Raw genomic sequence first — 25770 nt, forward strand, 5'->3', positions numbered from 1 at the left:
GCCGACGGGGGAGGGGCACGGTGAGCACAGGGACCACGGCTGTGTGGGGCCGGGCCGAGCAGCAGGACTTCCGCAGCCGGGTGCGCGGCGCACTGCTGGGCGGGGCCATCGGCGACACGCTCGGTGCGGGGGTCGACGGGCTCACGCTCGAAGAGATCCGGACGGCCCACGGCGCCGACGCCCTGACCGACCTGGTCCCCGTGCACGGCGGACGCGGCACCGTCACCGCCCTCACCCAGCTCACCCTCTTCACCGTCGACGGGCTGATACGCGCCCAGGTCCGGCGCGACACCGGGGCCTGGCACCCGCCCACCGATGTGCACCGGGCCCATCGGCGGTGGGCGGCCACCCAGCACGACTGGGGGCCCGACGAACGCCGCGAGGACAACGGCTGGCTCGCCCAGCAGGAGTGGCTGTACGCCCGCCGGGGCCCGACCCGGGAGTGCCTGACCGGATTCGGCGACGCCACCATGGGCACCCTCGACACGCCCAAGAACCCCCAGGCGCGGGACTCGGCGGCCCTCACCCGGTCGGTGCCGTTCGGGCTGCTCGTCGGCTGGGAGCCCCAGCTCGTCCTCCAACTCGCCGTCGAGTGCGCCGCCCAGACCCACGGCCACCCCGCAGCCCTGCTCTCCGCGGGCGCCCTCGCCGTCATGGTGCACGGCCTGGCCCGGGGCGAGACCCTGGACGGCTCCGTACAGCACGCGCTGGGCCTGCTCGCCGAGCGCCCGGGGCACGAACCGGTCACCGAGGCGCTGAAGCAGGCCCTCGGCACCGTGCGCCAGGGCATTCCGGGGCCCGCCCTGATCGAGTCGCTGGGGGCCACGGAAGCCGCGGAGGAGGTCCTCGCCGTCGCCGTGTACTGCGCGCTGGTCGGCGAGGACATACGGCACGGGCTGCGGCTCGCCGTCAACCACGGCGGGCCCTCCGCGGCCACCGGGGCGCTGTGCGGGGCGCTGCTCGGCGCGCTGCACGGCGAGACCGCGCTGCCGCCCGCCTGGCTCACCGAACTGGAGGGCAGAGCAACGGTGTTGGAGCTGGCGGACGACTTCGCCATGGAGATGACGCAGGGACCGGCCCTGCACAGCCCGTCGGCCGCCGCACCGGGCTGGCTGGCCCGCTACCCGCGCGCCTGACACGTACGGCACACGCCGGCCCCCTCCTCGCCCCGTCGAGCGGCGGGCGTCAGTCCTTCACGTCCTTGACGTCCTTCAGGTCCCCCGTGACCGCCGCTCCCCCCGGACCGGCCTGAGCCGGCACCGTCGTTCCGGCCGCGCCCGCCGCACCGGCCGCCGCGCCGTCCCCGTCCGAGTTGATCAGTTCGATGACCGCGTCGCGCTCCGGGGTGTCCTCGGGCCTGATGAAGCCGATCACGACGTAGAGGACCAGTGAGATCGCCAGCGGCAGCGCCACCTGGTACTGGAGCGCGACATCCGTCTTCGCCGAGCCGTCGAAGTCGTAGTTGGTGAAGTAGAACGCCAGCAGCCCCGCCGCCCAGCTGACCAGTGCCGCCGTCGGACCCGACCTGCGGAAGCCGCGCAGCAGACCGAGCATGAACGGGATCGCGATCGGCCCCATCAGACCGGCGACCCACTTGATGACGACGGAGATGATGTCCTTGAACGTCGGCGAGTTGATCTGGGTGGCCAGTGCCATCGACAGACCGAGGAAGCCCAGCGTGGACAGCCGCGCCGCCAGCAGCCCGGCCCGGCTGCCCCAGGCGCGCGCCGACTTGGAGAGGACCGGGGCGATGTCCCGGGTGAAGACCGCCGAGATGGCGTTGGCGTCCGAGGAGCACATGGCCATCGTGTGCGAGAAGAAACCGACGACGACCAGGCCCAGCAGGCCGTGCGGCAGCAGCTGTTCGGTCATCAGCGCGTAGCTGTCCGAGGCGTCCGGCTTCTGCGCGTGGACCAGCAGCGGGGCGCACCACATCGGGAAGAACAGGACCGTGGGCCAGACCAGCCACAGCGCGGCGGAGAGCCGGGCCGAACGCTTCGCGGCGGCGGCGGAGTCCGTGGCCATGTAGCGCTGGGCCTGGTTCCACATGCCGCCGTTGTACTCGAAGGTCTTGATGAAGAGATAGGCCAGCAGGAAGGTCACCGTGTACGGACCGGCCGTCGGGTCGGTGTGACCCTCGGGCAGCTTGTCCCAGACCGTCCACAGGGTGCTGACACCGTCGAGCTCGCTCATGGCGGTGACGAGCATCGCGACACCGGCGAGGAGCTGGATGACGAACTGGCCCAGCTCCGTCAGCGCGTCCGCCCACAGACCGCCGACCGTGCAGTAGACGGCGGTGATGCAGCCGGTGATGAAGATGCCCTGGGTGATCGAGATGCCCGTGAAGACGGACAGGAGGGTGGCGATGGCCGCCCACTTGGCACCGACGTCCACGATCTTCAGCAGCAGCCCGGACCAGGCGAGCGCCTGCTGGGTCGGGATGTTGTAGCGGTTCTTCAGGTATTCGAGCGGCGAGGCGACATGCAGCCGCGAGCGCAGCCGGTTGAGCCGCGGAGCGAAGAGCTGGGCACCGATGCCGATGCCGATGGCGATCGGCAGCGACCAGGTGACGAAGGAGGTGACGCCGTACTGGTACGCGATGCCCGCGTACCCGGTGAACATCACCGCGCTGTAGCCGGACATGTGGTGCGAGATTCCGGAGAGCCACCACGGCATCCTGCCGCCCGCCGTGAAGAAGTCACTGACGTCGTCCACGCGCTTGTGGGACCAGATCCCGATCGCGATCATCACGCCGAAGTAGCCGATGAGCACGACCCAGTCGAGACTGTTCATGTGCCCCCTCCAGGGGTCCGCCTTGTGAACGGGGTGCGCGCTTCGTCAGTACGGCGCCGTTCAGCGGGGCCCCGTGCGGGAGCGGGGACATCGGGGATTGAACCGTCTGCCCGGTACCGGGGTCAAGGTTTCGCGGTCAGGGATGTGAACGCAGATCAGTAAGTCGAACGATTTTGCTTGCTCTTGACTTACGCGGTCGTTGTCGCCGGCGTGACGGCGGACACACGATGAGCGGGCACTTCGTCAGGCTGTGCAGAGGACGACGAGGAACGCCGCACGGGATGCGGGTCCCGTGCGGCGGAGAAGGGGAGGCTCATCGCATCAGGCCTACCGCATCAGCTCGCCCGCGTTGACCAGGAGCGACTGCCCGGTGATCGCCCGCGCCCGGTCCGAGGCCAGGAACGCGGCGGCCTCGGCGACATCGCCGTCGGTGGCCGGCTCCGGGAGCGCCATGCGCTCGGTGAGCCTGCCCAGCACCTCGGCCTCCGGCACGCCCTCGCTGTCCGCCGTGAACCGCACGTACGCCTGCACCGGTGGCCCCCACATCCAGCCCGGCAGCACCGTGTTGACCCTGATCCGGTGCGGGCCCAGCTCCTGCGCCATGGAGTACATGGCCGAGGTGAGCGCCCCCTTCGAGGCCGCGTACGCCGCCTGCTGGACCTGGGACGGCGCGGCCACCGAGGACTGCGTACCTATGATCACCACCGAGCCGCCGCGCTCCTTGAGGCCGGGCAGGCAGGCGCGGGTCATCCGCAGTGTGCCGAGCAGATTGACGTCGATCACCGACTGCCAGGTGGTGAAGTCGGCGTTCTCGATCCCGCCGAAGTAGCTGTCCCAGGCGGCGACATGGACCACCGCGTCGATCCGCCCGAACCGCTCCAGCGCCAGCGCGGCGAGCGCCCCGCACTGTGCCTCGTCAGTGATGTCGGTGGCCAGCCTGGCCGTGTGCCGGCCGTCCGGGTCGATCTCCGCGGCGGTCCGGGCGAGATTCTCGGCGGTACGCGCGCCGAGCACGGCGTTGCCGCCGTCCCGCACGACCGCCGCCGCGACCCGGTGCCCGAGGCCCGCGCCCACCCCGGACACGATGACGGTCTTCCCCGCGAGCAACATCGGCGGCCTCCCGGCTCTGGCAGTTCTTCTGACGGGGCGTCAGAGTAGGACGCCGCTGCGGAGTACGGAAGGGGAACGGCATGAGCGACGAGACACGGAGCGACACCTACGCCGAACTGGCCGCGCTGGGGCCGTACGGCGTCCATCCCGGCCATGCGCTGATCACCATGGTGGAACCGCACCCGGGCCAGGAGTACGCGTACAACCGCTGGTACGAGGACGACCACTACTACGCGGGCGCGATGGCGATGCCCTGGATGTTCGCCGGGCGGCGCTGGGTGGCCACCCGGGAGCTCCAGGAACTGCGTTACCCGGAGACGTCCGCCGTCGCGCAGCCCGTCACGGCCGGCTGCTACCTGTCCACGTACTGGGTGACGGAGGGGCGCTACGACGACCACATGAGGTGGACCGTCGGCATCAACAAGAGGCTCAACCGGGACGGCCGGGTCCACCAGGGCCGGACCCATGTGTTCACCGCGTTCCAGGACCACGAGGCGACGGTCTACCGGGACGGTGCGGCGGGGCCCCGGGACTTCCACGCCCTCGACCACCCCTACCGGGGGCTGGTCCTCGAAGTGATCGACGCCGAAGGCGCCGCGGAGCGGGCCGAGTTGCTGGAGTGGCTGCGCTCGCGGCATCTGCCGAAACGGCTGGCCGGCTCTCCGGCGGCGATGGTGACCGTCTTCCGTCCCACGCCGCTGCCCGGTGACCGGATGAGCTATGTGAAGCAGGTCGAGGGCGTCGACACCCGGCTGACCCTGCTGTGGTTCCTCCAGGAGGACCCGGGGGAGTGCTGGGCGGAGCACTTCGGCGGACTCGACGCGGCGGTCGAGGAATCCGGCCTGGGACGGGTGGAGTTGGTGGCGCCGTTCATCCCGACGGTGCCGGGCACCGATCTGTACGTCGACCGGCTGCGCTGAGCGCGGGGCAATCCGATGGTCCGGGTGCCCGGCTGTCCGTCGGGTCGGGCATCGAGCCCCCTCGGCCAGGACGGCGGACCAGTCGAGAGGGCTTACGGCGACACCGGAACGGGCGCCGCGATGCGAACGGGAAAAACGATTGATCAGGCGTCGACGGCACTCGTGCCGACATCGCGCACGAATGCGTTCCATGCGGCGGGGACGAACGTGATCGAGGGGCCCTCGGGGGCCTTCGAGTCGCGTACGTCAATTGCCCGCGCGAGGGGGGACTTGACTTCGACGCAGGCGCCGTTGCCCCCGGAATACGAGGACTTCGTCCACTTGTCCGTAGCACCCTGACGAATGGCCATGTTCACTCCGGTTCAGAGAGTCGCGTGAATGACACCAACGAGTTCCGGTTGGTGTGATCGACGCTACTCGCCAAGCTCTTTTGCCGAAGGGGGCGTTCACTCGACCGAGTGGTATATACCAGGTAGTTCTTCCGCTCGGGGCGGGCGGCGGTGTACCTTACCGCCGCCCCTCCCGTAACATCACTTCATTTTCCGCAATCCGGACTTTGCGGGCCGAGTTGTCGCGTTGCCCGGCCGAGAGTCGGCCAGTACCCGGCCGACGTCCGGGCAGTGCTCGGCCGGCGCGCGGCCGACGCTCAGTCGGCGCTGAGTCCGGTGTACCCCTTCGCGATCTCGGTGATGAAGTGGCGCGTCTGCTCCACATTCAGCGCCTGCGCCCGCAGATGCTCGTACATGACGCTGTACCGCTGCACATCGTGGGCTTTCTCCAGATAGAGGTCGCTGGTGACGCCTTCGATATAGACGACGCTGGAGTCGGCGGCGTCCGGGAATTCGAGAATGGCGTACTGCCCGTTGATTCCGGGGTGCGCGCCCATCTCGAACGGCAGCACCTGCACGGTCACGTGCGGCAGATGGGACAGCTCGACCAACTGCTCCAGCTGCTCGATCATCACCTGTCTGCCGCCGACCATCCGGCGCAGCGCGGACTCGTCGATGACCGCCCACAGTCGCAGCGGGTGCTCGGGGTCGGTGATGCGGTCCTGGCGGCGGGCCCGGACGCTGACGCGCTTGTCGATGTCGGACGGCGGGGCCTCCGGCAGCGCTCCGTTGATCAGCGCCTCGGCGTAACTCCGGGTCTGCAACAGGCCCGGGACCACCTGGGGTTCGTACACCCGCAGTGACTCGGCGTCGGTCTCCAGACCGATGTAGACGCTGTACGGGATGTCGCCGAAGGCGTGCCACCAGCCCTGCTGGCGGGAGTCCTTGGCCATCTGCATGAGCGAGTCGACGATCCGCTGGTCGTTGACCTCGTAGACCCCGCAGAGGTCGCGGACGTCGCGCTGGCTGATGGAGCGGCGGCCGTTCTCCAGGCGGCTGATCTTCGACTGCGAGACCAGCAGTCGCTCCGCCACCTCTTCGGCCGTCATGCCCTTGAGCTCGCGCAGTCGGCGCAATTCCTGGCCCAACCGGCGTCGCCTGACGGTGGGATTGACGTTGGACGGCACGGAAACGGCACCTCCGGCTGTGTAGCTGTGCGTATCTACTGCTGAGCAGATTGCCACCACTTCCCCCGGCCGCGCTGGAAAACGGCCACACGCAAGCGCGCGGGGCAGCCATGATTGTGGCTGCCCCGCGCGTGGTGCGGCTCCCGAACCGGGTCTTGGGGACGACGGTGCGGTGGTATCCGGTTGGTGCTGCCGTGCGTCCGTGCGGTCGCGCGGCGGTGCTGTGGTGTGGCGGTGTGGCGGTGCTGCGGTGTGTACGGCCCCGGGGGCTTGATGCGTCTAGTGGACCGCGGTCTGCGCCATGCTGCCGCGGCGTGACTGCGACTGCACTTGCGGTTGCAACGGAACTCCGGCCGCCTGGTTGCGGCGCGGCTGTGCGACCGCCCCGTTCTGGACGTCCATCACGGCGTGCGCCACGAGTCCGCCCATGGGGTCGTGTCTGATCAGGTCCCGGAGCCTGGAGCGTGATGAACGCCCCTCGTTCCCGGGGTACAGGTGCTTGCCGAGTCCGACCGCGTGGGCCAGCGCGGCGAGCGCCGCGGTCCGCGGGTCCGGCGGTACGCCGGTGCGGATCGCACTGTCCAGCCTGGCTCTGATGTCCCGGCTGATTGCCGTGTCCGTCGCCTGGTAGCGAGTCGTCGGCAGCACTCCGCACATCTGGCCCGCCACGGCATGCACCATGCCGCACCGCTCCAGATGAGCGAGGTAGATCTGACGCAGCCCCAGCCGGGGCCCGCCGATCCAGTGGACCGCCCGAACCGGGCTGCCGCGTCGCCGCAGCAGTTCCAGTGCGGAGTCCAGAGTCGGATCTCCTGTCGGCCGTGGCATCACCACGGCGATACGATCCCCGTCAGGGGCTATCCGTCCTGCCAGGGCCAGCTCCACTAGCTGAGCCCCGGCGAGGCCGAGGTCGAGCGACTGCGGCTGCGCTGTGGTACCCGTGGTCGGGTCCAGAGCGAGCAGCAGAAGCTCCTCCGGAATTGTTCTGCGGCTCCTGCCCATCCATGCCTCCCCGCGTGGATGAATGACAGGGTGACCCCTCTCACATTGGTCTGTCGAGGGTGCCTGGGTGCTTTGTACGGGAACCAGTAGGTATGTCGTTCTCGTCTAGCAGCCGGACCGGTGGTTCACACGGGACACTGGTAGATGGTTCGGACAGCGCGGGGGTGTCCCCCGTGCCGCATGGAGGAGGCATCGGTGGCGGGCGAGTCCCCCGACAAGTCGGAGCAGCAGAAGTCGTCGGGGACGGCATCGAGCGAAAGCGATCCGCGGCTTGCCGTCTTCCGTGAACCGTCCGCCGGAGACGCGGGCGGCACCAAGACGGACACGGCGACGGCTGTCTTCCGCACGAAGCCGTCCGAGGACGGCGAGAGCGCCGAGGGCGCCGAGGGCGCGAAGGCGGACACGGCGACGGCTGTCTTCCGCACCAAGCCGTCCGGGGACGGCGGGAGTGCCGGGGACGGCGAGGGCGGCGACAGCGCCGAGGGTGCCGAGGGCGCCGAGGACCGTGACGACTCGGAGCGCGGTGACGACGCGGAGTCGTCGGCGGACGCGGACGCGGGCGCGGAGTCGGGGACCGAGGGCTCTGGCGGCGCTGTGGGCGCCGAGGAGGCCGCGGAGACCGAGGGGGGCACGAAGGGCGCGGAGCGTCCGGAGAAGGCGCCTGAGGCCTCGGAGAGCGTGGATGCGGTTGAGCCCGCGGATGCCGCAGCGGACGAGGAGAAGGCGGCGGAGCCCGCGGAGGGCGCTGAGGCGGCTGAGGGCGCCGGCGGCTCCGGGGAAGGCGACGCGCGGCTGCGTGCGGCCGTTGCCGCCTGGGTGTCGAAGGACGGCGACGCGGACGAGAAGGACGGCGACGCGGACGAGGGCGACGCGAAGGCCGAGGTCGCGAAGGCCGATGCCTCGAAGGACGCGGCGGCCGCGTCGAGCGATGTCGATGCCGATGTCGCGGACAAGGGCACGGACAAGGGCACGGACAAGGGCAAGAACGCGGACGAACCGTCCGATGGCGAGCCGTCCGGCGACAAGGCCTCCTCCGGCAAGGAGGAGAAGACCGAGGACGCCGACGAGGCCGACGAGGCCGACGAAGTCAAGGCTGCCAAGGACGCCAAGGCTGCCGACGAGGCCAAGGGCGCCGACGACAAGCAGGGTGTCGATCAGCCGACCGCCATCTTCCGGGCACCCACCGCGCCCCGGGGCGACCAGCCGACCACCGCGCTGAAGATCACCCCGCCCCCGTCGAAGCCGAAGCCGAAGGCCGACTCCGAGGCAGAGTCCGCCGCTGAGCGGACCAGCAAGTTCGTACCGCTGCGCGGGGACGACGTGCGTCCGGCGACGGCGCCCGAGCCCCGTAAGCCCGAGACACCCGCCGCCCCTGCCCCGGCCGCCGCGCTGACCACCGCCGAGCGGACCACGCAGCAGCCGATGCCGCCGAAGCCGCCGCTCGACCTGCTGGCCGAGCTGACGAACACGCCTCCGCCGCCGGAGACGCCGGTCCGCACCGCCGTCCGCAGGGTCAAGATCTGGACCCCGCTGGCCCTGCTCCTGCTGATCGTCTTTGCGATCGTGCAGATGGTGCGCCCGCTCCCGGAACCCGAGCTCCAGATGTCGGCGAAGGATACGTACACCTTCAAGGGCGACAAGCCGTCCCTGCCGTGGCCCGACGAGGGCCAGGGTTATATGGCGGCGACCGGGCTGGGCCCGGTGGGCTCGTTCGGCGAGCAGAAGGCTGTGCCGATCGGTTCCGTGGCCAAGGCGATGACCGCGTACATCGTGCTCAAGGACCACCCGCTGAAGAAGGGCGAGAAGGGTCCTTCGATCGAGATCGATGCCAAGGCGGAGTCCGACGGCAAGCTGGACGCGGAGGGCGAGTCGACCCTCAACACCGTGACGACCGGTGACAAGCTCACCGAGCAGGAGGCCCTCTCGGCCATAATGATCCCGTCCGCGAACAACATCGCGAGGCTGCTGGCGCGCTGGGACGCCGGGTCCGAGGCGGCGTTCGTCAAGAAGATGAACGACACCGCCAAATCGCTCGGCATGAAGAACACCACCTACACCGACCCGTCCGGACTCAACGCAACCACCGTGAGCTCGGCCGAGGACCAGGTGAAGCTGGGACAGAAGCTGGTGGAGATCCCGGCGCTGATGGAAATCACCAAGCTGCCGTCGTGGACCGACCCGTCGGGCAAGACCTGGCGCAACTACAACACCCTCGTGCCCTACAACGGCGCGCTCGGCATCAAGACCGGCTCCACCAGCAAGGCCGGCGGGAACCTGCTCTTCGCCGCCCACAAGATGGTCGGCGACACCGACCAGTTGATCGTCGGCGCCGTGTTGGGTCAGCACAAGCCGGCCATCATCGACACCGTGAACGCGGTGAGCAAGGAAGTGATGGTCGCGACGCAGGGGCTGCTGGAGAGCGCCAAGGTGGTGAAGAAGGGCGACGTCGTCGGCACCGTCTCGGACGGCCTCGGCGGCAGCGTCCCCGTGGTCGCGACCAAGGACGTCTCAGCGGTCGGCTGGGCCGGCCTCACTGTCAGGATCGAGCTGACCGACGGTGGGAAGACGATCCCGCACTCGGCAGTCGCCGGCACCCACGTCGGCACGCTCACCGTGGGCGAGGGCACCAGCCAGGTCAAGGTGCCCGTCGCGCTGCAGAGCGATCTGTCCGAGCCGGCCTTCAAGGACAAGCTGACCCGGATCGGCTGACCGGCCGACGGGGACGGCCCGATGGCCGGAACGACCCGATGACGGAAGGGGGTGCCGATCCCGGCACCCCCTTCCGTACTGCGTACGTGTTAGCGTCCCGGGGCAACTCGATGACGCAGGGACGGCGTCCTCACAGGTGCACGGGGTACCGGGGGCACGGGGCAGGGCGGATTCGGGGAGACGGGGAGAGCCGTAGTGACCACCGCGGAGCCGAGGCCCGGCCATGAGGCGGCCGACAGCGCAGGCACGAGGGACAGCAGCACCGGCGGACGCACGCGAACGGCCACGACTGCCCGGCCGGACGCGGAAGCCGGGAACGCCCTCGCGATCCCGCGCACCGACCCGTCGCGCAAGGCCCGCGCCAAACAGCTGGTGCGGCATCCGGTGACGATCGCGACGGCCGTCGCCGCCGTCACCCACCTGCTCTGGTTCTTCTTCTTCGCGAACAGCGGCGGCGACCTCGCGGCCCAGGACGCCTGGGCCGAATTCGTCGGCCGGCACCCCGGTACGGCGTACAACCTGGCCTGGTACGGGGGCATGCACCCCGTCTCGTACAGCGTCGTCTCGCCGTATCTGATGTCGGTGCTCGGCGTGCGTACGACGATGATGGTCGCCGGGACCGTGTCGGCGGCGCTGACCGCGCTGATCCTGGTCCGGGTCCGGGCCGTCCGCAACCCGCTGGCCTGCTCGCTCGCCGGGGCGTTCGCGTATCTGTGCAACGCGCTGTCGGGGCGGGTGACCTTCGGGCTCGGCATGATGTTCGCGGTGGGTGCGACGGCCGCGGTGTTCTGCTGGCCGTACCGCTGGCGTTACAAGCGCTGGGCGAAGGCCGCCGTCGCCGCGCCGCTCGCCGGGCTCGCGACGGCGAGCAGCCCCGTGGCCGGGCTGTTCCTGGGTGTGGTCGCCGCCGCGCTGTTCCTGAACAAGCGGCGCCCCGGCGCGTACGCCATCGGGCTGGCCCCGGTCGCGGTGGTGGCGCTGTCCGCGTGGCTGTTCCCGTTCTCCGGTACGCAGCCCATGTCCATCGCGACGCTCTCGCTGCCGTTCCTCTTCTCGGTCCTCGTCTTCGTCCTCGTACCGCGCGACTGGAAGACGGTCCGCACCGCGGCCGCCGTGTACGGCGTCGGGACGCTGCTGACCTATGTGATCGACTCGCAGATCGGCTCGAACGTCACCAGGATGGCGATGCTGTTCGCCGGGGTGGTGCTGCTCGCCGCGCTGCCGTACACCACGCCGCGCTCCCGGCGCTGGTACGCGCTGATCATCGCGTTCGCCGGGCTGAACTTCTGGATCGGTTTCAAGGGTGTCGACGACATCGTCCGCACCGCCCCCACCGCCTCCTGGGCGCGTGAGCTGGCCCCGCTGGTCAATGAGCTGCAACAGGTCGGCGCCGAGCGGGGCAGGGTCGAGGTCGTGCCCGCGAGCAGCCACCGGGAGGCCTCCGCGCTCGCGCCGTACGTCAACCTGGCCCGGGGCTGGAACCGGCAGGCGGACATGGAGCGCAACCCGCTCTTCTACGACGACACCCTGGACAGCGCCAACTACCACGAGTGGCTCGACCGCTGGGCCGTTCACTACGTGGTGCTGCCCAAGGGGACGCCGGACTCCAACGGCGCGGTGCAGGAGGCGGAGCTGGTCGACGGGGGGCTGCCGTATCTGAAGCCGGTGTGGTCCGACGCCAACTGGCGGCTCTTCGAGGTGGACAGCCCGGTGCCGCTGGCCGATCCGCCGGCCACGGTGGACCGGGCCGAAGCGGGCGAGCTGACCATCCATGTGAAGACGCCGGGCCGGATCCTGATCCGTATCCCGTACTCGCGCTGGCTCGCCGTGGTCGACGAGGAGGGCAAGGGCGTCGAGCGGCCGCAGGAGACCGAGGAGTCCAAGCAGCGTACGGACGAGAGCACTCCGCGGACCTTCGTCAACACCAACGGCTGTCTGTTCAAGGTCGACGAGGACGCGGACGGCGACGAGTGGACGGAGCTGCTCGCACCGCGGCCGGGCGTGTACCGGCTGGCCGCCCCGTACCAACTGTCGCCCGGCACACCGTGCCCGGAGGAACTGCGCTGACGGCCCTCGGCCCGGCATCCGCGGTCGGGGGACCACGCGCCCTCCTGATCCGGGACGGCCTTCCGGACCGGGACGGTTCGGCGGGGGCCGAAGCGTCCCGGATCTAGCGTCGAGCCATGACGAACACCGAGCACGCACCCGGCACCCCGGCCACGCCGAACGCCCTCACCGCACCGGGCAGCACCCCCGACGCCGTCGACGAGGTACCGGCGACCGACGACCGCGACCCCGCGCGGCTCCTGACGGCCATGGTCGACCGCGTCCTGGACCTCGCCGAGACCTGGACCGCCTGGGACGGCCGCCCCGTCCCCGCCGGCGACCGGCTCTACACCCCGCACAAGGCGATCCGCCGCGTCGCCGACCACATGGTCGACCATCTCGCCGAGATGGAGGCGCGGCTCGTGGGCGAGGAGACGCAGCCCGACCACTGGCACGCCTCGGCGACCACCACCGGGGCCGACCTCGCCCCGTTCACCGCGGCCGACCTGGACGAGGCACGCAGTCGGCTCACCCGCCTGGCCAGGATCTGGGCGAACCGCCTGGACACCCTGACGCCCGACGAGCTCGACCGCTCGGCCGGATCGGGCTGGACCTTCCGCCAACTCGCCTTCCATCTGGCCGAGTCGGTCTACTACGCGGACTCCGTGGGCGACCTGGGGCCGCGGCGGGACCGGCATGTCGGTGCCCGCGCCTAGGGCCTCTCGTTCGGATCATGCCGGGCTCGCGGGACCTGGCACGCACACTCGCCGCGTTGTCGTCACTCGCCGGGGCTCCGCCCTGGCTCCCTCCTTCGCCTTGCGATCGCACGCACCGGGTCCCGCTCCCTGATCCGGCCTGATCCGAACGAAAGACCCTAGGCTCGCACGCATGACGGGACACGGAGAGGGGCTCGCCTGGCTCGGCCGAGGCCTGGAGGGTCACTACCTGACCCTGGCGGAGGGCATACCGGCCGAGGAACTGGCGGTGCGGCTCGGGGCCCCCGAAGGGGCACCGGTGCTGGACGCGGAGACCATCGCGACGATCGGCCGGGCCGCGCCCCCGGAGAACGGGTCCGTCCCCGACATCGGCCGGATCGGCGACGCGGGCAACGGCTGGTCGTTCGTGCTGCTGCCCTGCACCGCGTACTGGGAGTCCGGCCGCACCGGCCCCGAGAGCGCCTTCGGGCACCACCCCTCGTACGGCATCCGCACGCTGAGCGCTGTCTGCACCGGCATGGACCCGGCCCGGATCGAGCTCATGCAGGACGGGCAGTTCGTCTGGGGTTTCTTCGACGGCGGCTTCGACGGCTCAAGACCCGATCTCCTGGACAACGCCCTCCCGCACGCCCCGGACTACGAGCTCGTGTACGAAGCCCTCGGCAATCTCCTCGGCGTGGGGGGCCTGCCGCGTTCCGCCATCGAGAACAGCACCCTGCCCGGCGTGTTCTGCGAACCCCGCGAGCTGCCCCGGCACGAGTACGCCGACGCCCCCGCAGGTCCGTACGAGCCGTGCGAGCAGTGCGGCGGCGAGATGGTCCTGAGTCATGTGGCGAAGGCGGTGGGCAGCTACGTCCTCCACTGCGACCGGTGCAAGGCCCTCGGCGGATACCGCGTCGAACGACTGGTGCGCACCGCGGAGCGCACCGTCCCCAACCCCAAGTGGGCGAACCTCGAAACCCTCGGCCACGACCACTGCCGACGGCAGGGCCGACGCCACTGAGGACGCCACTGAGGCCGTCGCCGAGGACTTCGCTCAGGCCGTCACCGAAGCCGTCACGGCCGACGGGCCAGAAACCGGTTCAGCGGCGGTGCCCCCGCCAGTACGGCACCGATCGTCACCGCGAAGGTGACCGCGGCGCACACGACGATCAGCCAGGACAGCAGCGTGAGCACCAGGCCGAGGGAGCCGTACTCGTGCAGGGCGCGATCGACCGCGGTCGGCATGTAGAGGGGGGCGGTCAGCGCGAGGGCGCCGGTGGCGGCCGCGGCCAGCACCGCGCCGGGCAGCAGCGGAAGCCAGGAGACGCGGCCGGCCAGCAGCAGGTGCTGCGTCCACAGCCACACCCCCGTGCTCACGAGGACGAGCAACGGGATGCCCAGCCACGCACCGACGCCGAATCCATCGCGTACGGGGCCCTGCAGCAGGATGACCAGCACCAGTGCGAGCAGCCATACGATCCAGCGCCAGGCGGCGATCCTCGTGCCCGCCTTCGGGAGCTGCCACGCCCGCTCGCAGACCCGGGCCATGGCGCGGCTGAAGCTCGTGGCGGAGAGCAGCGTCACCAGCAGACCGATGATGCCGCTGGTCTCGCGCAGGCTGTCGTCGGCCGAGCCCTTCAGCACCTGGCTCAGTTCGGCGTTCGCCTGGCCGGTCAGGCCGAACATGGCGCGCAGCGACTGCAGCAACTGCTCGCGGACGCCGAGCGGTGTGAAGGCGGCGAACGCGAACAGCAGGGGAACGGAGGCCAGGAACGCCTGGGCGGCGAGCCGGGTCGCCGCGTCCAGGAGGTTCGCCGACAGCAGCCGGGCCGTCAGCTCGCTCACGACGGGGAAGTGCCGCTCGACACGGGCGCGCAGTCGCTCCAGCCACGCCGGGAACACCATGCCGCCTCCGCCTCCCCCTCCCCTTCGTCCTCCTGCCGGTGGTCGCCCCGGTCCACCGCCGAGCATGCGGTCCACCGGGCCCCGCCGCCCCCGGACGCGTCGGCCCGCGTACAGGTCGGGCCGCCGTTCCCCCGTACGGAGTACACCCGGTCGTGGGACCGGCAGGCCCGGGCGAGGGTGGCAACTGGCCGGGCCCACCGGCCCAGGCGTCCTCTGAGAGGGAGATCGACATGCCCCGGACCACCGAGACCAAGCACGCGGAGCCGGGGATCGCGGAGGCCAACCGGTCGGTGTGGCGGCGATTCCCCTTCGACGACGACCAGGACCTCCAGGACGCGCGGCGCGGCTTCATGGGCACGGCGTCCGAGAGCGTGGTCCGCGACGCCGAGGGGCGTGCGGTGTGGGACCTGGACGCCTACGGCTTCCTGGCGCAGGACTGCCCGGACACGGCCAACCCGAGCCTGTGGCGGCAGAGCAGACTGTGTTCCGACCACGGCCTGTTCGAGGTGGTGGAGGGCATCTACCAGGTGCGCGGCTTCGACCTGTCGAACATGACGATCGTCGAGGGCGAGCGCGGCGTCCTCGTCATCGACCCGCTGCTGTGCGCCGAGACGGCCGCCGCGGGCCTGGCCCTGTACCGGGGCCACCGAGGGGACCGGCCCGTGACGGGCGTGCTGTACACCCACAGCCACATCGACCACTTCGGCGGCGTACGCGGTGTGGTCACCGACGAGGACATCGCGGGCGGCGTACCGGTCCTCGCCCCGCACGGCTTCCTGGAACACGCCGTCAGCGAGAACGTCTACGCAGGTACGGCCATGGGCCGCCGCGCCGCCTACATGTACGGCGCGGCGCTGCCGAAGGGGGAGCGCGGGCAGATCGGTGCGGGGCTAGGGCAGACCACCTCCACCGGCACGGCCGGCCTGATCCCGCCGACGGTGGACATCACCCGCACCGGGCAGACGGAGACCGTCGACGGCATCCGGATGGTCTTCCAGCTGACCCCCGGCACCGAGGCGCCGGCGGAGCTGAACATCCACTTCCCCGACCACGCGGCGCTGTGCATGGCGGAGAACGCCACCCACAACCTGCACAACCTCCTGACCCTGCGCGGCGCCCAGGTCCGTGACCCGCGCGTGTGGGCCCGCTACCTCACCGAGGCGATCGACCTGTTCACCGGATCCAGCGACGTCGCCTTCGCCTCGCACCACTGGCCTGTGTGGGGCCGCGAGCGCATCGTCACGTTCCTGTCCGAGCAGCGCGACCTCTACTCCTACCTCCACGACCAGACCCTGCGCATGCTCAACCAGGGCCTGACCGCGGTCGAGATCGCCGAACACATGCAGATGCCCCCGGCCCTGGAGCGGGCCTGGCACACCCACGGCTACTACGGTTCCGTCAACCACAACACCAAGGCCGTCTACCAGCGTTACCTGGGCTGGTTCGACGGCAACCCGGCGCATCTGTGGGAGCACCCGCCGGCCGAGTCCGCCCGCCGGTACGTGGAGTTCATGGGCGGCGCCGACGAAGTGCTGCGCCGCGCACGGCAGTCCTTCGCCGACGGGGACTTCCGCTGGGTGACCCAGGTCGTCAACCACGTCGTGTTCGCCGACCCGGACCACGCGGAAGCCCGCGCCCTCCAGGCCGACGCGCTGGAACAGCTCGGATACGGCAGCGAGAACGGCACCTGGCGCAACTTCTTCCTCATGGGAGCCCTGGAACTGCGCCACGGCCCGGTCGGCACTCCCACCGACACCGCCTCGCCCGACCTCCTGGCCGCGCTGACCCTGGACCAGCTCTTCGACGCCCTCGCCATCCGGGTCGACGGCCCGCGCAGCTGGGACGCGGACATCGCCGTGCGCTGGAACCCGAGGGGCGGCGACCCGGTCACCCTGCGCCTGCGCAACGGCGTCCTCGTCCGCGTCACCGGCACCGGCCCCGCCGCGGCCGACCCGGACGTCGAGTTCACCCTCGACGAGGCGGACCTGCGCGCCGTCCTGCTCGGCACCATGACCCCGGCGGAACTGGCGGCCCGGGACACCGTCAAGGTCGTCGGCGACACCGGGAGACTCACCGAACTGCTCGGCCACCTCGGCGCTCCGGACCCGGACTTCGCCATCGTCACACCATGACCCGACGGCCGGGCCGCGCACGCGCACGGCCCCGGACGAGGAGTCCGGGGCCGTACGGAACGCCTCCCCGGGGGAGAGGAACCCCGGGCCGGAGTGGTGACGCGCTGTGTCCCGGCAGGATTCGGACTAGGCCGCCGGTGCGAGGCCCGTCCCGCCGGGAAGGTCCGCCTCGGCCAGTTGCGCGGTCAGCGCGGTCCGGGCGCGAGCTACTCGCGAGCGCACCGTCCCCACCGGGCAGCCCGCCGCGCGGGCGGCCTCGGCGTAGGAGAGTCCGAGGACCTGGGTGAGCACGAACGCCTGCCGACGGTCGTCGGGGAGAGCGGCGAGGAGTTCCTCCAGCGCCACCCCCTCCTCGAAACCGGGCAGGGCGAGCGGCTGCGTGCGCTCGACGGTCACGCGCCAGTCGTCGGTGTCGGCGAGCAGGGGGCGTGCGGCAGCTCTGCGGAAGTCGTCGACGACGGCGCGGCGCGCGATGGCGAGCAGCCAGGTACGGGCCGAGGAACGGCCCTCGAAACGGTGCAGGCTCCGCAGGGCCCGCAGGAACGTGTCCTGCGCCAGGTCCTCGGCCCTCTGCGGATCGGCGGAGAGGTGCGCGACGTAGCGCACGACGTCGCGGTGCAGCGCCCGTACGAAAGCCTCGGCCGCCTCCGTGTCCCCGGCGCGGGCGGCGAGCGCCCAGCCTGTGGAGACCGTGTCCTCCTGGGTCCTGTCTCCGGGGGCGGAAGCGCGTTGTGGCCCGCGGCGGGCGGGCAGCATGGTGTTCATCGCCAGGTGTGTCCTTCACGGATCTGTCCGGCACCCGGGCATCCGGTCATGGCGCGCGTGCGGACGCCGTACCCGGTTCGGGCACGCCACACCGCGCGGAACGGCCCCGGGGTCTCCGGTGAATGGGGGCATCCGCACCCTTCGGGGCCGGATGTGCCGGAGGACGCCCGCTTCGCGGGGGCATGGCGGCCGGCGGCCGGTCGTCGACGGGCCGCGTGCCATGGAAGTACGTCCTCCGGAATGCCTGCCGCGTGGTCAGAACGCGGCGAGCACCGCCGGAGGCCCGCGCCGGTCGAGCGCGCGGGCACACCGGAGCCCCTGCGGCAGCCGGTCGCTGAGACCCCGGCTGGGGCGCAGGCGGCGGCGCGGGGGAGGGAGAGGCGCGGTGAGCAGAGGGCGGAGGGGGCGCAGGAGCCGGGCCGCGACGGCGCGCAGGACCTGGAAGGTGGCCCGTTCGCCCTGGGCGAGCCACAGACCGCAGACGAGCGCGGCGAGGAGGTGTGCGGCGAGCATTCCGGTCGAGGACATCCCGGCCATGTCGTGGCTCAGATGACCCATCGAGCCCATGTGGCCCATCGAGCCCATGTGTTCCATGGCGCCGGAGTGGTCCATGCCGGCCATGTGGTCCATCCCGGCCATGTGGTCCATGGCAGCGGAGTGGTCCATCCCGGCCGCGTCCGTCCCGCCCGTATCGCCTGTCGCCACGACGCAGGTGCCCGCCCGAGAGGCGTACGTACTGCCGTCCGCCGGGCAGAGGTTGTCGGCGAGGACGCGCGCGGGCGAAGACGTGGCGAGGGAGCCGAGAGCGGTCTGCGCGGCGGTGAAGGCACTGTGCAGCACGGACTGTGTCGCCACGGCGAGACCGGTGACGAGCCAGGGGCCGCGCTCCCGGGCGGCGAACCACCAGCCGGGGACCGCGATCGCCAGGAAAGCGGCGGCGAGCACCCAGAACGGAAGGGGGCTCTCGGACATGAGGACGTGTCCTGTCGCGGCGAGCGTGACGGAGGCGATGGCGAACATCGCCGCTCTCACCGCACGTCCGACCGGTCCCGCCTCCATGGCGACTCATCCTCCCATCGCGGGGCGCCGGTGGACATGGCGCGGCGTCCGAATCATCGCCGATGCCGGGAAAGCCCCTGCCGGTAGCGGAATCCGGCATATGCGGGAGATGCGGGAGACGCTGACTGCCGAGGGGCGCATGGCACTAACCGCGCCTGGACCGTGCTCTCACGCCGTCACCGTGCCGGGCCGGACGACGGTCGCCTCGACGGTCACGGGGGCGCGGTGCGCGAAGTGCAGGGTGAAGGCGACGCGTTCGCCGGGCCGCCATGTCTCCAGGGGCCGAACGGTCACGTCGATCCCGTGCGGTGCCATGGTCAGCCCGCCCCGGGCCGGGACGGCAGCGGAGTCCACCGGCCGTCGGTACGCGGCGCCCGAGGACGTCATGTGGTGCCGGCTCAGGACGGGTTGTACGGCAGTGTCCGGAGAGGTGACCGCGATGAGCCGGTCGGCGGAGCCGCCGTCGTTGGTGAGGGTGAAGAAGGCGGCGGTCTCCGGGGTCGTGCCGAGCGGCTGGAAGACGTACGCCTCGGTGACGGCGACGTCCGGCGGGGTGCCCGCGCGCCCGCCCGCCGTCCAGGCGACGAGTCCCGCGAGCGCGAGACCGCAGGCGAGGAGGGGAACGCCGACAGCGGCGACGGAGGCGCGGAGCCGGGTGGGCGGCGGAGCCATTCTCACCGTTCTCCCTCGTGGCGGTACGCGGTGGGGTCCGCCGGTGCACGGCGGCAGGTGTCAGCGGTCGTCGGCGGCGAACAGCGTGGCATCAGAACGCGGCCCCGGACGAAGGACGACGCCCGGCGGCGGCGGTGGAGGGCTGCCAGCGGCTCAGGCGGAGGCTGCCGAGGACGACGAGGACGGAGCTGAGGGACATCGCGGCGGCGGCGAGCATCGGGTCGAGCAGGCCGACCATCGCGAGTGGGATCGTCACGGCGTTGTAGCCGAAGGCCCACAGAAGGTTGCCGCGGATGGTGACGAGGGTGCGGCGGGCGAGGCGTACGGCATCGGCGAGGACCTCGATGTCGTCGCGGACCAGGGTGATGTCGGCGGCACCGATGGCGACATCGGTGCCGGTGCCCATCGCGATGCCGAGGTCGGCCTCGGCGAGCGCTGCCGCGTCGTTGACCCCGTCACCCACGACGGCGACCCGGAGGCCCTTCTCCCGCAGCTCCCGGACGAGTTCCGCCTTGCGCTCGGGGGTGCACCGTGCGTGTACCTCCTGGATGCCCAGCACGGAGGCGACGGCGCGCGCGGGTTCCCCCTGGTCGCCGGTGGCGAGGACGGGGCGCACGCCGAGACGGCGCAGGCGGTCGACCGCGTGGTAGCTGCCGGGGCGCACCACGTCCCCGAGCGCGAGTACGGCCTCGGGCCGTCCGTCGACGTGCACGACGACCGGGGTGTGCGCCGCGCTCAGCGCCGCGGCCAGCCCCGAGTCCAGTTCCCCGGGCAGCTCGCCCTCCGGGGCGCAGACCTCGACCGGCTTCCCGTCCACGCGGCCGTGCACGCCGTTTCCCGGGGTCGCGGCGAAGCCGGTGAGCGCCTCGGACCGCACGGTGCCCTCGGCGAGGACGCGCCGGGCGTGGAGCACGACGGCACGGCCCAGGGGGTGTTCGGAGCCCGTCTCGACGGTCGCGGCCAGACGCAGGGCTTCCTCGGCCCCGATGCCGTTCTCGCGCGAGGTGACGGCGGTGACGGTGAGGTGGCCCGAAGTGAGGGTGCCGGTCTTGTCGAGGACGACGGTGTCGATCCGGCGCAGCGATTCGAGTGCCTGCGGCCCTTTGACAAGGACGCCGAGCTGGGCGCCGCGTCCGGTCGCGGCCATGAGGGCGGTGGGCGTGGCGAGACCGAGGGCGCAGGGGCAGGCGACGACGAGGACCGCGACGCAGGCCGTGAGGGCGGGCTGCGGGTCGGCACCCGCGCCGAGCCAGAAGCCGAGGACCGTGACGGCGAGGGTGAGGACGACGGGTACGAAGACCCCGGCGACGGAGTCGGCGAGCCGCTGCGCGCGCGCCTTTCCGGACCGGGCCTCGGCGACGAGTGCGGTGATACGGGCGAGCCGGGTGTCGGCGCCGACGGCGGTGGCCCGCACGAGGAGGAGCCCGCCCGCGTTGACGGCGCCCCCGATGACGGCCGAACCGGCTGCCACCTCGACCGGTCGGGTCTCGCCGGTCACCAGGGACAGGTCCACGGCGGACGTGCCCTCGACGACCTCGCCGTCCGTGGCGACGCGCTCCCCGGGCCGTACGAGGAAGACCTGGCCCGCCGCGAGGCGGGCGGCGGGGACGGTGCGTTCGACGGCCCCGCTCCGTACGGTCACCTCCTTCACACTCAGCTCGGCGAGTGCGCGCAGCGCGGCCGAGGTGCCGCGCAGGGCGCGCGCCTCCAGGTGGCGGCCGAGCAACACGAAGAGCGTGACGCCGACCGCCGCTTCCAGGTAGACGTGCGCGACCCCGTTCGAGGCGGCCGGCAGCAGTGTGAACGGCATCCGCATCCCCGGACGGCCCGCACCACCGAGGAACAGCGCGTAGGCCGACCAGCAGAAGGAGGCGAGCACGCCGAGCGAGACGAGCGTGTCCATCGTGGCCGCCCCGTGGCGCAGTCCGCGCAGCGCACGCCGGTGGAAGGGCCACGCGCTCCAGAAGGCCACGGGAGCGGCGAGCACGAAGCACAGCCACTGCCAGTTCCGGAACTGGAGCGCGGGCACCATCGACAGCACCAGGACGGGGACGGCGAGGAGCGCGGTCACGACGAGTCGTTGCGGGACGCCCGGTTCGGCGTCCTCCTCCTTCCGCGCCGCCTCCTTCGAGGGCGGCTCCGGCAGGCGGGCCGAGTAGCCGGCCTTCTCGACAGCCTCGACCAGCGGCCCCGTACCGAGGCGGACCGGGTGCCGGACCCGGGCCGTGCCGGTGGCGAGGTCGACGGAGGCGGTCACGCCCTCCAGCGCCCCGAGCTTCTTCTCCACCCGGCGCACGCAGGCCGCGCAGGTCATGCCGCCCACGACGAGTTCGGTCGTGGCGAGCGGCTGCGGCGCGGTCTCCTGGGGCATCAGTGACCTCCTCCATGCCCCATGCCGCCCATGTCGCCCGTGCCGGGGTCGTCGTCGTGCGATACCCCGCGCATGCCGGGAGCGACCGGCCCGGCGAGTCCGCCCACGCCGTACGAGACGGCGAAGAGGGCCACGAGCAGCAGCAGAAAGCCGCCGAACAGCACGTATGGCAGCGAGGAGGCGGAACGCCGGCCGGCGGAGGGCGTCACCGAGTGGTCCATGAAGAGGCTCCGGCGAGAGTGCGGGCTTTGCGGTCCAGAGGTCGGCCACGCCCGCCCGTGAGTTCCCCGGCACATGAGTGGCGTGCGCCACATGGTCAACACCTGCTCCACGCGCCTTTGTCGTACCAGCGGGGCCGGTACGAGGAGGGAGGAGATGCGCACGGAGAGGGCTCGCAGCGCGCTCCCGTGTCAGATCATCACGACGAACATGACCGCCATGCCCAGGGCCATCACCCCGTGGCAGCCCAGGTCCCACGCGGCCTGCGCGCCATCGGCCGGGACCGCGCCATCGGCCGGGACCGCGCCATCGGTCGGACGAGGCGTCAGGCGGCCCGTGTCGAAACCCTTGGCCAGCCACCACAGCCCGAGCACCAGCAGCACGAGGGCGAGGGCCCCCGCACCCCAGCGGTCACCCGTGCCGCTGAGCGTCATCGTCGCGGTCGCGCCGGGACCGGGCATGTCCATCCCGGGCATGTCGTGAGCGTTCCCGCCACCCATCGGGCCCATCGAGGTGCCCCAGGACATCACGGCGACCATCCAGGCCATCGCCCCCGTCATCACGGTGTGCGGCAGCGCGTTCATCACCGCGCGCCGCCGGGGCCCCGGTCCGCTCGACGGGGCCGGGGCGGCCAGCGGGAACCAGGCGGCGGCGGCCGAGAAGAACACCACCTGCGGGACGGCCGGCAGGTCCATCCCCCAGGGCCACACCATGGCGAACATGGCCAGGGCCATGACGGCGTGCAGTCCGTGTGCGAGCCACGCGGTCCACACATGGGCGCGGGCCGCGAACGTACGCCGCAGGGCGTGGGCGGCCAGTGCGCAGAACAGCATCGTCAGAATCCAGCGCAGCCCGGTGGCAGCGATCATCGGGCCATCTCCTTTGCCGCTTCCCCGCGCGCTTCGGTGCGCGTGTACTCGCGGCGACGCAGGGCCGCCACCACGAGGTCCACGAGCAGGAAACAGACGAGGGGCAGTCCGAACAGGGGCAGGTAGTAGGCGAGGACGGCGGCCACGACGACGAGCGGTGCCATGACCTTGCCCGGCACCCGTCGCCAGGCCCCGCGCGCGGGCGGGCGTCCGAGCCGGGGCCCGGCCGTACGGCCGGGCCTGCGCAGCCACCACATGCGGTAGCCCCACAAGATCATTCCGATCAGCGCGATCGCGATGAGCGCGAGCACGATCTGGTTCGCCGGGCCGAAGAGCAGACCCATGTGTGCGTCGATGCCCCAGCGGGTGAGCTTCGCGAGAAGGGGGTAGTCGTCGAAGGCCAGCTTCGCGGTGACCTCGCCGGTGGCGGGATCGATGGCGACCGAGTCCTGCTGCTCCGGCCAGTGCCGGGTGTTCTCGCGCACGACGTACGCGCTCTTCGCATCGGCGGGCGGGGTGATGACGAGCTTGCCGCGCAGTCCCTCCGCACGGGCGACACGTACCGCGTCATCGAGCCCGATGTCCTGTGTCGCGTGCGACGAGGACCCACCGACGCCGCCGTGGTGAAGTGTGCCGGAGAGCGACGGGCCGGCTCCTCCGAGCGCGTCCTGGATCCTGCCGATCTCGGCACCCGCGTGCGCGGACCACGTCAGACCCGTCGCCGACAGGCCGAGGAGACCGATCGACACCCACAGCCCGATCGACCCGTGCCAGGACAGGGTCCGCCTGCGTCCCCCGGGGGCGCGACGCGGCAAGAACTTCCGCAGCCGCGCGCGGCCACGGGGAGCACCGAGCCACAGCGCGAGCCCGCCCAGCACCTCGACCCACAGCCAACTGGCTGCCATTTCACTGTAGTTGCGACCGGCTTCGCCCAGGTGGAGGGTGCGGTGCAGGCCGTCGAACCAGGACCGCACCGGCAGCCACTCACCGAACGTACGCAGCGTGCCGCGCACCTCGGCGTCATACGGATCGACGAACGCGGTCCGTGTGTAGCCCTCGGGGAGTCCCTCGACATCGAAGGTGACCCGGGTGGTGTCGGCGTCCCCCGCACCCTTGGTCACGGACACGAGCCGCCCGCCGGGTACCGCCTGGCGCGCCGCCTCGACCTGGGTGGCGAGCGGCTTCTGCCGCCCGCCCGGCGTGACCTTGAGCTCGTGCCGGTACACGACGGACTCGATCTGCGGGGTCGCCGTGTAGAGGAGCCCCGTCACGGCGGCGACCAGCAGGAACGGGCCCACGAGGATGCCCGCGTAGAAATGCAGCCGCAGCAGGAGCGGCCGCAGCCCGCTCCACGCACTGCCGCCGTTCTTCGATGTGAGGGGCGTGAGGGGCGTGAGGGTGCTGAATTCCTCAGCCGGCGCCGCCTGTTCGGGGGAGCGTCGGCGGGGTGGCGGAACGGACGGCGACGCGGCAGGCGTGGTCTCGGTCATCGAAGCTTCCTCGGGCGTGGACCGGCGGGGGCGGTACGTACAGGAGTCGGTGCGAGAGAGGCGCGAGTTCCCCGAGTGCGGTGTGACGCAGGACGTATGGCGTGTGCGGTTCTGCTGCGTGTCCGGACGGAGACGGCGGGCAAGCGCGTCCGGAGGGAGGTGGCGGGCAAGCGTGTCCGGCGGTGAGTTCCCCTTCCTGCGGAGGGGTGCTGTGCCAGGAAGTCGTGCCCGGGGTGCGGCTGGTTCCCGGCGACATGCGGGCGATCCTCACGAACGGGCTGCGCGTCCTCCCGCGCTCCGAAGCCGCCCCGCCGCTCGGCACCCCTCGACATGTCCGCGCGGCATGTCCCGGGAACTTTCCCGCACCCGCCCCCGACCACTGCAACGGTGCCTCGAAGCACCGCACTTCATTCCGAGGAGACCTCCATGCCGACACGCGCGCCGGCAACGATCGTTCTCACGACCGCCCTGTTCCTCACCGCGGCCGCCTGTTCCACCCCGTCCTCCGGCACATCGGAAACGAGCACCGCCGACAAGCTGTCCCCCGCCTCCGAGGGCCACCACCCCGTCACCCTCAAGAACTGTGGATCCACCCAGAGGTTCACCGAAGCGCCCGGCCGCATCGTCGTCATGAACGGAGCCTCGGTCGCCGAGGTCTCCACCCTGCTCGCCCTCGGCCTGGGGGACCGGATCGTCTCCAACCAGCAGATGTACGGCATGTCCGAAGTCCCGGGCCGTGCCGAGGAGATAAGAAAGCTGCCCACGGGCGGGGTGGAGCCGAATGATGTCGTCGACATCCCGCGCGAGGCCATGCTCGGACTGCGACCCGACTTCGTGCTCTCCAACACCTCGTACGGCTTCGACGCCAAGAACGGGTTCGCCACACGAGCACAGCTCGACGAGGTGGGCGCGCGGACCTACGTCTCGCCGCAGGGCTGCGGCCAGGACAACTCGAACATGACGATCGACGACAGCTACCTCCTGCTGAGAGACATGGGCAAGATCTTCGGCGTCGAGGACAAGGCCGGGAGACTGATCGACACCGAACGGCAGAACATCGCCGACGTGGTGGAGAAGGTCGGCGACGCGAAGAAGCCGAAGGTCATGGTGATCTTCTCCAACATGACCATGGGCAGCAACGACTTCAGTTCGATCGCCGCCAAAGGCATCTACAACGACATCCTCGCCAAGGCGGGCGGAAGCAACGCCTTCGAGAACGCCTCGAAGGGCTCCTTCGCCGACCTCAGCAAGGAGAAGGTGGCCGCCACCGACGTGGACGCCCTCGTCGTCGTCAGCTACAACGACCCGAATCCGACGGCGTACGCGAAGAAGCTGTTCAAGGAGTTCCCCCAGTGGCCCGCGGCCAAGAAGAACAAGTTCGTCGTGCTGTCCGACTCGATCTACCTCGGCCCCAGCAACGACGTGGCCGTCCGGAAGATCGCCAGGATGCTCCATCCCGACGCCTTTTGAGCCGCCTCCCGCTGTGGGCGGGCG

The 25770-nt window shown here is 71.3% G+C and carries 21 protein-coding genes; 8 read left to right on the top strand and 13 right to left on the bottom strand.

What is annotated here, in order from left to right:
* Positions 1–20: 20 nt before the first annotated feature.
* Complete coding sequence (locus ACWCPY_RS14220; protein ID WP_451264669.1) at positions 21–1136, top strand: ADP-ribosylglycohydrolase family protein; 1116 nt, start codon at positions 21–23, stop codon at positions 1134–1136.
* A 49-nt stretch (positions 1137–1185) separates the two neighbouring features.
* On the opposite strand, the gene ACWCPY_RS14225 is transcribed toward ACWCPY_RS14220, so the two are convergent.
* Both ACWCPY_RS14225 and ACWCPY_RS14230 read right to left on the bottom strand, forming a co-directional pair.
* Complete coding sequence (locus ACWCPY_RS14225) at positions 1186–2793, bottom strand: sodium:solute symporter family protein (RefSeq protein WP_451264671.1); 1608 nt, start codon at positions 2791–2793, stop codon at positions 1186–1188.
* 327 nt (positions 2794–3120) lie between these two features.
* The gene (locus ACWCPY_RS14230; RefSeq protein WP_451264673.1) at positions 3121–3903 is read right to left on the bottom strand and encodes an SDR family oxidoreductase; all 783 of its coding nucleotides are present in this window, start codon (positions 3901–3903) and stop codon (positions 3121–3123) included.
* Between the two features lie 80 nt (positions 3904–3983).
* On the opposite strand from ACWCPY_RS14230, the gene ACWCPY_RS14235 reads away from it, so the two are divergent.
* Positions 3984–4823 carry a hypothetical protein gene (locus ACWCPY_RS14235; RefSeq protein ID WP_451264675.1) on the top strand — a complete coding sequence of 280 codons (840 nt, stop codon included), beginning with the start codon at positions 3984–3986 and terminating at the stop codon, positions 4821–4823.
* 143 nt (positions 4824–4966) lie between these two features.
* Here ACWCPY_RS14235 and ACWCPY_RS14240 read toward each other — a convergent pair whose 3' ends face one another.
* From ACWCPY_RS14240 to ACWCPY_RS14250, 3 genes are all read right to left on the bottom strand, one after another.
* Positions 4967–5173: a DUF397 domain-containing protein gene (locus ACWCPY_RS14240; protein ID WP_451264677.1), complete on the bottom strand. Its 207-nt coding sequence runs from the start codon at positions 5171–5173 to the stop codon at positions 4967–4969.
* Positions 5174–5469: 296 nt separating this feature from the next.
* Entirely contained in the window at positions 5470–6339 is an 870-nt protein-coding gene (locus ACWCPY_RS14245) for a helix-turn-helix domain-containing protein (RefSeq protein ID WP_451264679.1), read from the bottom strand.
* Between the two features lie 279 nt (positions 6340–6618).
* Entirely contained in the window at positions 6619–7341 is a 723-nt protein-coding gene (locus ACWCPY_RS14250) for a GOLPH3/VPS74 family protein (protein WP_362453991.1), read from the bottom strand.
* A gap of 180 nt (positions 7342–7521) precedes the next feature.
* Between ACWCPY_RS14250 and ACWCPY_RS14255 the strand changes: the two genes are divergently transcribed.
* The 4 genes from ACWCPY_RS14255 (at position 7522) to ACWCPY_RS14270 (ending at position 13815) form a co-directional block, all read left to right on the top strand.
* Complete coding sequence (locus tag ACWCPY_RS14255; RefSeq protein WP_451264681.1) at positions 7522–10050, top strand: D-alanyl-D-alanine carboxypeptidase; 2529 nt, start codon at positions 7522–7524, stop codon at positions 10048–10050.
* A gap of 195 nt (positions 10051–10245) precedes the next feature.
* On the top strand, positions 10246–12117 hold the full coding sequence (locus ACWCPY_RS14260) for an MFS transporter (protein ID WP_451264683.1): 1872 nt from the start codon (positions 10246–10248) through the stop codon (positions 12115–12117).
* Between the two features lie 248 nt (positions 12118–12365).
* Positions 12366–12812 (top strand): hypothetical protein, encoded by a 447-nt coding sequence (locus ACWCPY_RS14265; protein WP_451264934.1) that lies wholly within the window; start codon positions 12366–12368, stop codon positions 12810–12812.
* 172 nt (positions 12813–12984) lie between these two features.
* Positions 12985–13815 carry a hypothetical protein gene (locus ACWCPY_RS14270; RefSeq protein ID WP_451264685.1) on the top strand — a complete coding sequence of 277 codons (831 nt, stop codon included), beginning with the start codon at positions 12985–12987 and terminating at the stop codon, positions 13813–13815.
* A 53-nt stretch (positions 13816–13868) separates the two neighbouring features.
* Here ACWCPY_RS14270 and ACWCPY_RS14275 read toward each other — a convergent pair whose 3' ends face one another.
* Positions 13869–14699: a YhjD/YihY/BrkB family envelope integrity protein gene (locus ACWCPY_RS14275; RefSeq protein WP_451264687.1), complete on the bottom strand. Its 831-nt coding sequence runs from the start codon at positions 14697–14699 to the stop codon at positions 13869–13871.
* 230 nt (positions 14700–14929) lie between these two features.
* On the opposite strand from ACWCPY_RS14275, the gene ACWCPY_RS14280 reads away from it, so the two are divergent.
* Positions 14930–16831 carry an alkyl/aryl-sulfatase gene (locus tag ACWCPY_RS14280; RefSeq protein WP_451264689.1) on the top strand — a complete coding sequence of 634 codons (1902 nt, stop codon included), beginning with the start codon at positions 14930–14932 and terminating at the stop codon, positions 16829–16831.
* 126 nt (positions 16832–16957) lie between these two features.
* On the opposite strand, the gene ACWCPY_RS14285 is transcribed toward ACWCPY_RS14280, so the two are convergent.
* The 7 genes from ACWCPY_RS14285 to ACWCPY_RS14315 all read right to left on the bottom strand — a co-directional run bounded on the left by ACWCPY_RS14285 (position 16958) and on the right by ACWCPY_RS14315 (position 24276).
* Positions 16958–17596 (bottom strand): sigma-70 family RNA polymerase sigma factor, encoded by a 639-nt coding sequence (locus ACWCPY_RS14285; RefSeq protein WP_451264691.1) that lies wholly within the window; start codon positions 17594–17596, stop codon positions 16958–16960.
* 255 nt (positions 17597–17851) lie between these two features.
* Positions 17852–18655 (bottom strand): hypothetical protein, encoded by an 804-nt coding sequence (locus ACWCPY_RS14290; protein ID WP_451264693.1) that lies wholly within the window; start codon positions 18653–18655, stop codon positions 17852–17854.
* Positions 18656–18823: 168 nt separating this feature from the next.
* A complete protein-coding gene (locus ACWCPY_RS14295) occupies positions 18824–19327 on the bottom strand; it encodes a copper chaperone PCu(A)C (RefSeq protein ID WP_451264695.1) in 504 nt (167 codons plus the stop codon).
* A 91-nt stretch (positions 19328–19418) separates the two neighbouring features.
* Complete coding sequence (locus ACWCPY_RS14300) at positions 19419–21698, bottom strand: heavy metal translocating P-type ATPase (protein WP_451264697.1); 2280 nt, start codon at positions 21696–21698, stop codon at positions 19419–19421.
* Positions 21698–21919 (bottom strand): hypothetical protein, encoded by a 222-nt coding sequence (locus tag ACWCPY_RS14305; protein WP_451264699.1) that lies wholly within the window; start codon positions 21917–21919, stop codon positions 21698–21700. Before ACWCPY_RS14305 ends, ACWCPY_RS14300 begins: the two co-directional genes overlap by 1 nt.
* 189 nt (positions 21920–22108) lie before the next feature.
* A complete protein-coding gene (locus tag ACWCPY_RS14310; RefSeq protein WP_451264701.1) occupies positions 22109–22786 on the bottom strand; it encodes a DUF5134 domain-containing protein in 678 nt (225 codons plus the stop codon).
* Positions 22783–24276 (bottom strand): PepSY-associated TM helix domain-containing protein, encoded by a 1494-nt coding sequence (locus ACWCPY_RS14315; protein ID WP_451264703.1) that lies wholly within the window; start codon positions 24274–24276, stop codon positions 22783–22785. Before ACWCPY_RS14315 ends, ACWCPY_RS14310 begins: the two co-directional genes overlap by 4 nt.
* 426 nt (positions 24277–24702) lie before the next feature.
* On the opposite strand from ACWCPY_RS14315, the gene ACWCPY_RS14320 reads away from it, so the two are divergent.
* Positions 24703–25746 carry an ABC transporter substrate-binding protein gene (locus ACWCPY_RS14320; protein ID WP_451264705.1) on the top strand — a complete coding sequence of 348 codons (1044 nt, stop codon included), beginning with the start codon at positions 24703–24705 and terminating at the stop codon, positions 25744–25746.
* The last annotated feature ends 24 nt before the right edge of the window (positions 25747–25770 follow it).

The organism is Streptomyces sp. NPDC002403 (assembly GCF_053593015.1).

Excerpts from the sequence above, each read along its gene's own strand:
- ACWCPY_RS14310 (WP_451264701.1), bottom strand. The coding sequence starts at position 22,786 with ATGATCGCTGCCACCGGGCTGCGCTGGATTCTGACGATGCTGTTCTGC.
- ACWCPY_RS14225 (WP_451264671.1), bottom strand. The coding sequence starts at position 2,793 with ATGAACAGTCTCGACTGGGTCGTGCTCATCGGCTACTTCGGCGTGATG.
- ACWCPY_RS14280 (WP_451264689.1), top strand. The coding sequence starts at position 14,930 with ATGCCCCGGACCACCGAGACCAAGCACGCGGAGCCGGGGATCGCGGAG.
- ACWCPY_RS14235 (WP_451264675.1), top strand. The coding sequence starts at position 3,984 with ATGAGCGACGAGACACGGAGCGACACCTACGCCGAACTGGCCGCGCTG.
- ACWCPY_RS14270 (WP_451264685.1), top strand. The coding sequence starts at position 12,985 with ATGACGGGACACGGAGAGGGGCTCGCCTGGCTCGGCCGAGGCCTGGAG.
- ACWCPY_RS14315 (WP_451264703.1), bottom strand. The coding sequence starts at position 24,276 with ATGACCGAGACCACGCCTGCCGCGTCGCCGTCCGTTCCGCCACCCCGC.
- ACWCPY_RS14300 (WP_451264697.1), bottom strand. The coding sequence starts at position 21,698 with ATGCCCCAGGAGACCGCGCCGCAGCCGCTCGCCACGACCGAACTCGTC.
- ACWCPY_RS14320 (WP_451264705.1), top strand. The coding sequence starts at position 24,703 with ATGCCGACACGCGCGCCGGCAACGATCGTTCTCACGACCGCCCTGTTC.
- ACWCPY_RS14275 (WP_451264687.1), bottom strand. The coding sequence starts at position 14,699 with ATGGTGTTCCCGGCGTGGCTGGAGCGACTGCGCGCCCGTGTCGAGCGG.
- ACWCPY_RS14240 (WP_451264677.1), bottom strand. The coding sequence starts at position 5,173 with ATGGCCATTCGTCAGGGTGCTACGGACAAGTGGACGAAGTCCTCGTAT.
- ACWCPY_RS14265 (WP_451264934.1), top strand. The coding sequence starts at position 12,366 with ATGGTCGACCGCGTCCTGGACCTCGCCGAGACCTGGACCGCCTGGGAC.
- ACWCPY_RS14285 (WP_451264691.1), bottom strand. The coding sequence starts at position 17,596 with ATGAACACCATGCTGCCCGCCCGCCGCGGGCCACAACGCGCTTCCGCC.
- ACWCPY_RS14255 (WP_451264681.1), top strand. The coding sequence starts at position 7,522 with ATGGAGGAGGCATCGGTGGCGGGCGAGTCCCCCGACAAGTCGGAGCAG.
- ACWCPY_RS14230 (WP_451264673.1), bottom strand. The coding sequence starts at position 3,903 with ATGTTGCTCGCGGGGAAGACCGTCATCGTGTCCGGGGTGGGCGCGGGC.
- ACWCPY_RS14250 (WP_362453991.1), bottom strand. The coding sequence starts at position 7,341 with ATGGGCAGGAGCCGCAGAACAATTCCGGAGGAGCTTCTGCTGCTCGCT.
- ACWCPY_RS14305 (WP_451264699.1), bottom strand. The coding sequence starts at position 21,919 with ATGGACCACTCGGTGACGCCCTCCGCCGGCCGGCGTTCCGCCTCCTCG.
- ACWCPY_RS14295 (WP_451264695.1), bottom strand. The coding sequence starts at position 19,327 with ATGGCTCCGCCGCCCACCCGGCTCCGCGCCTCCGTCGCCGCTGTCGGC.
- ACWCPY_RS14290 (WP_451264693.1), bottom strand. The coding sequence starts at position 18,655 with ATGGAGGCGGGACCGGTCGGACGTGCGGTGAGAGCGGCGATGTTCGCC.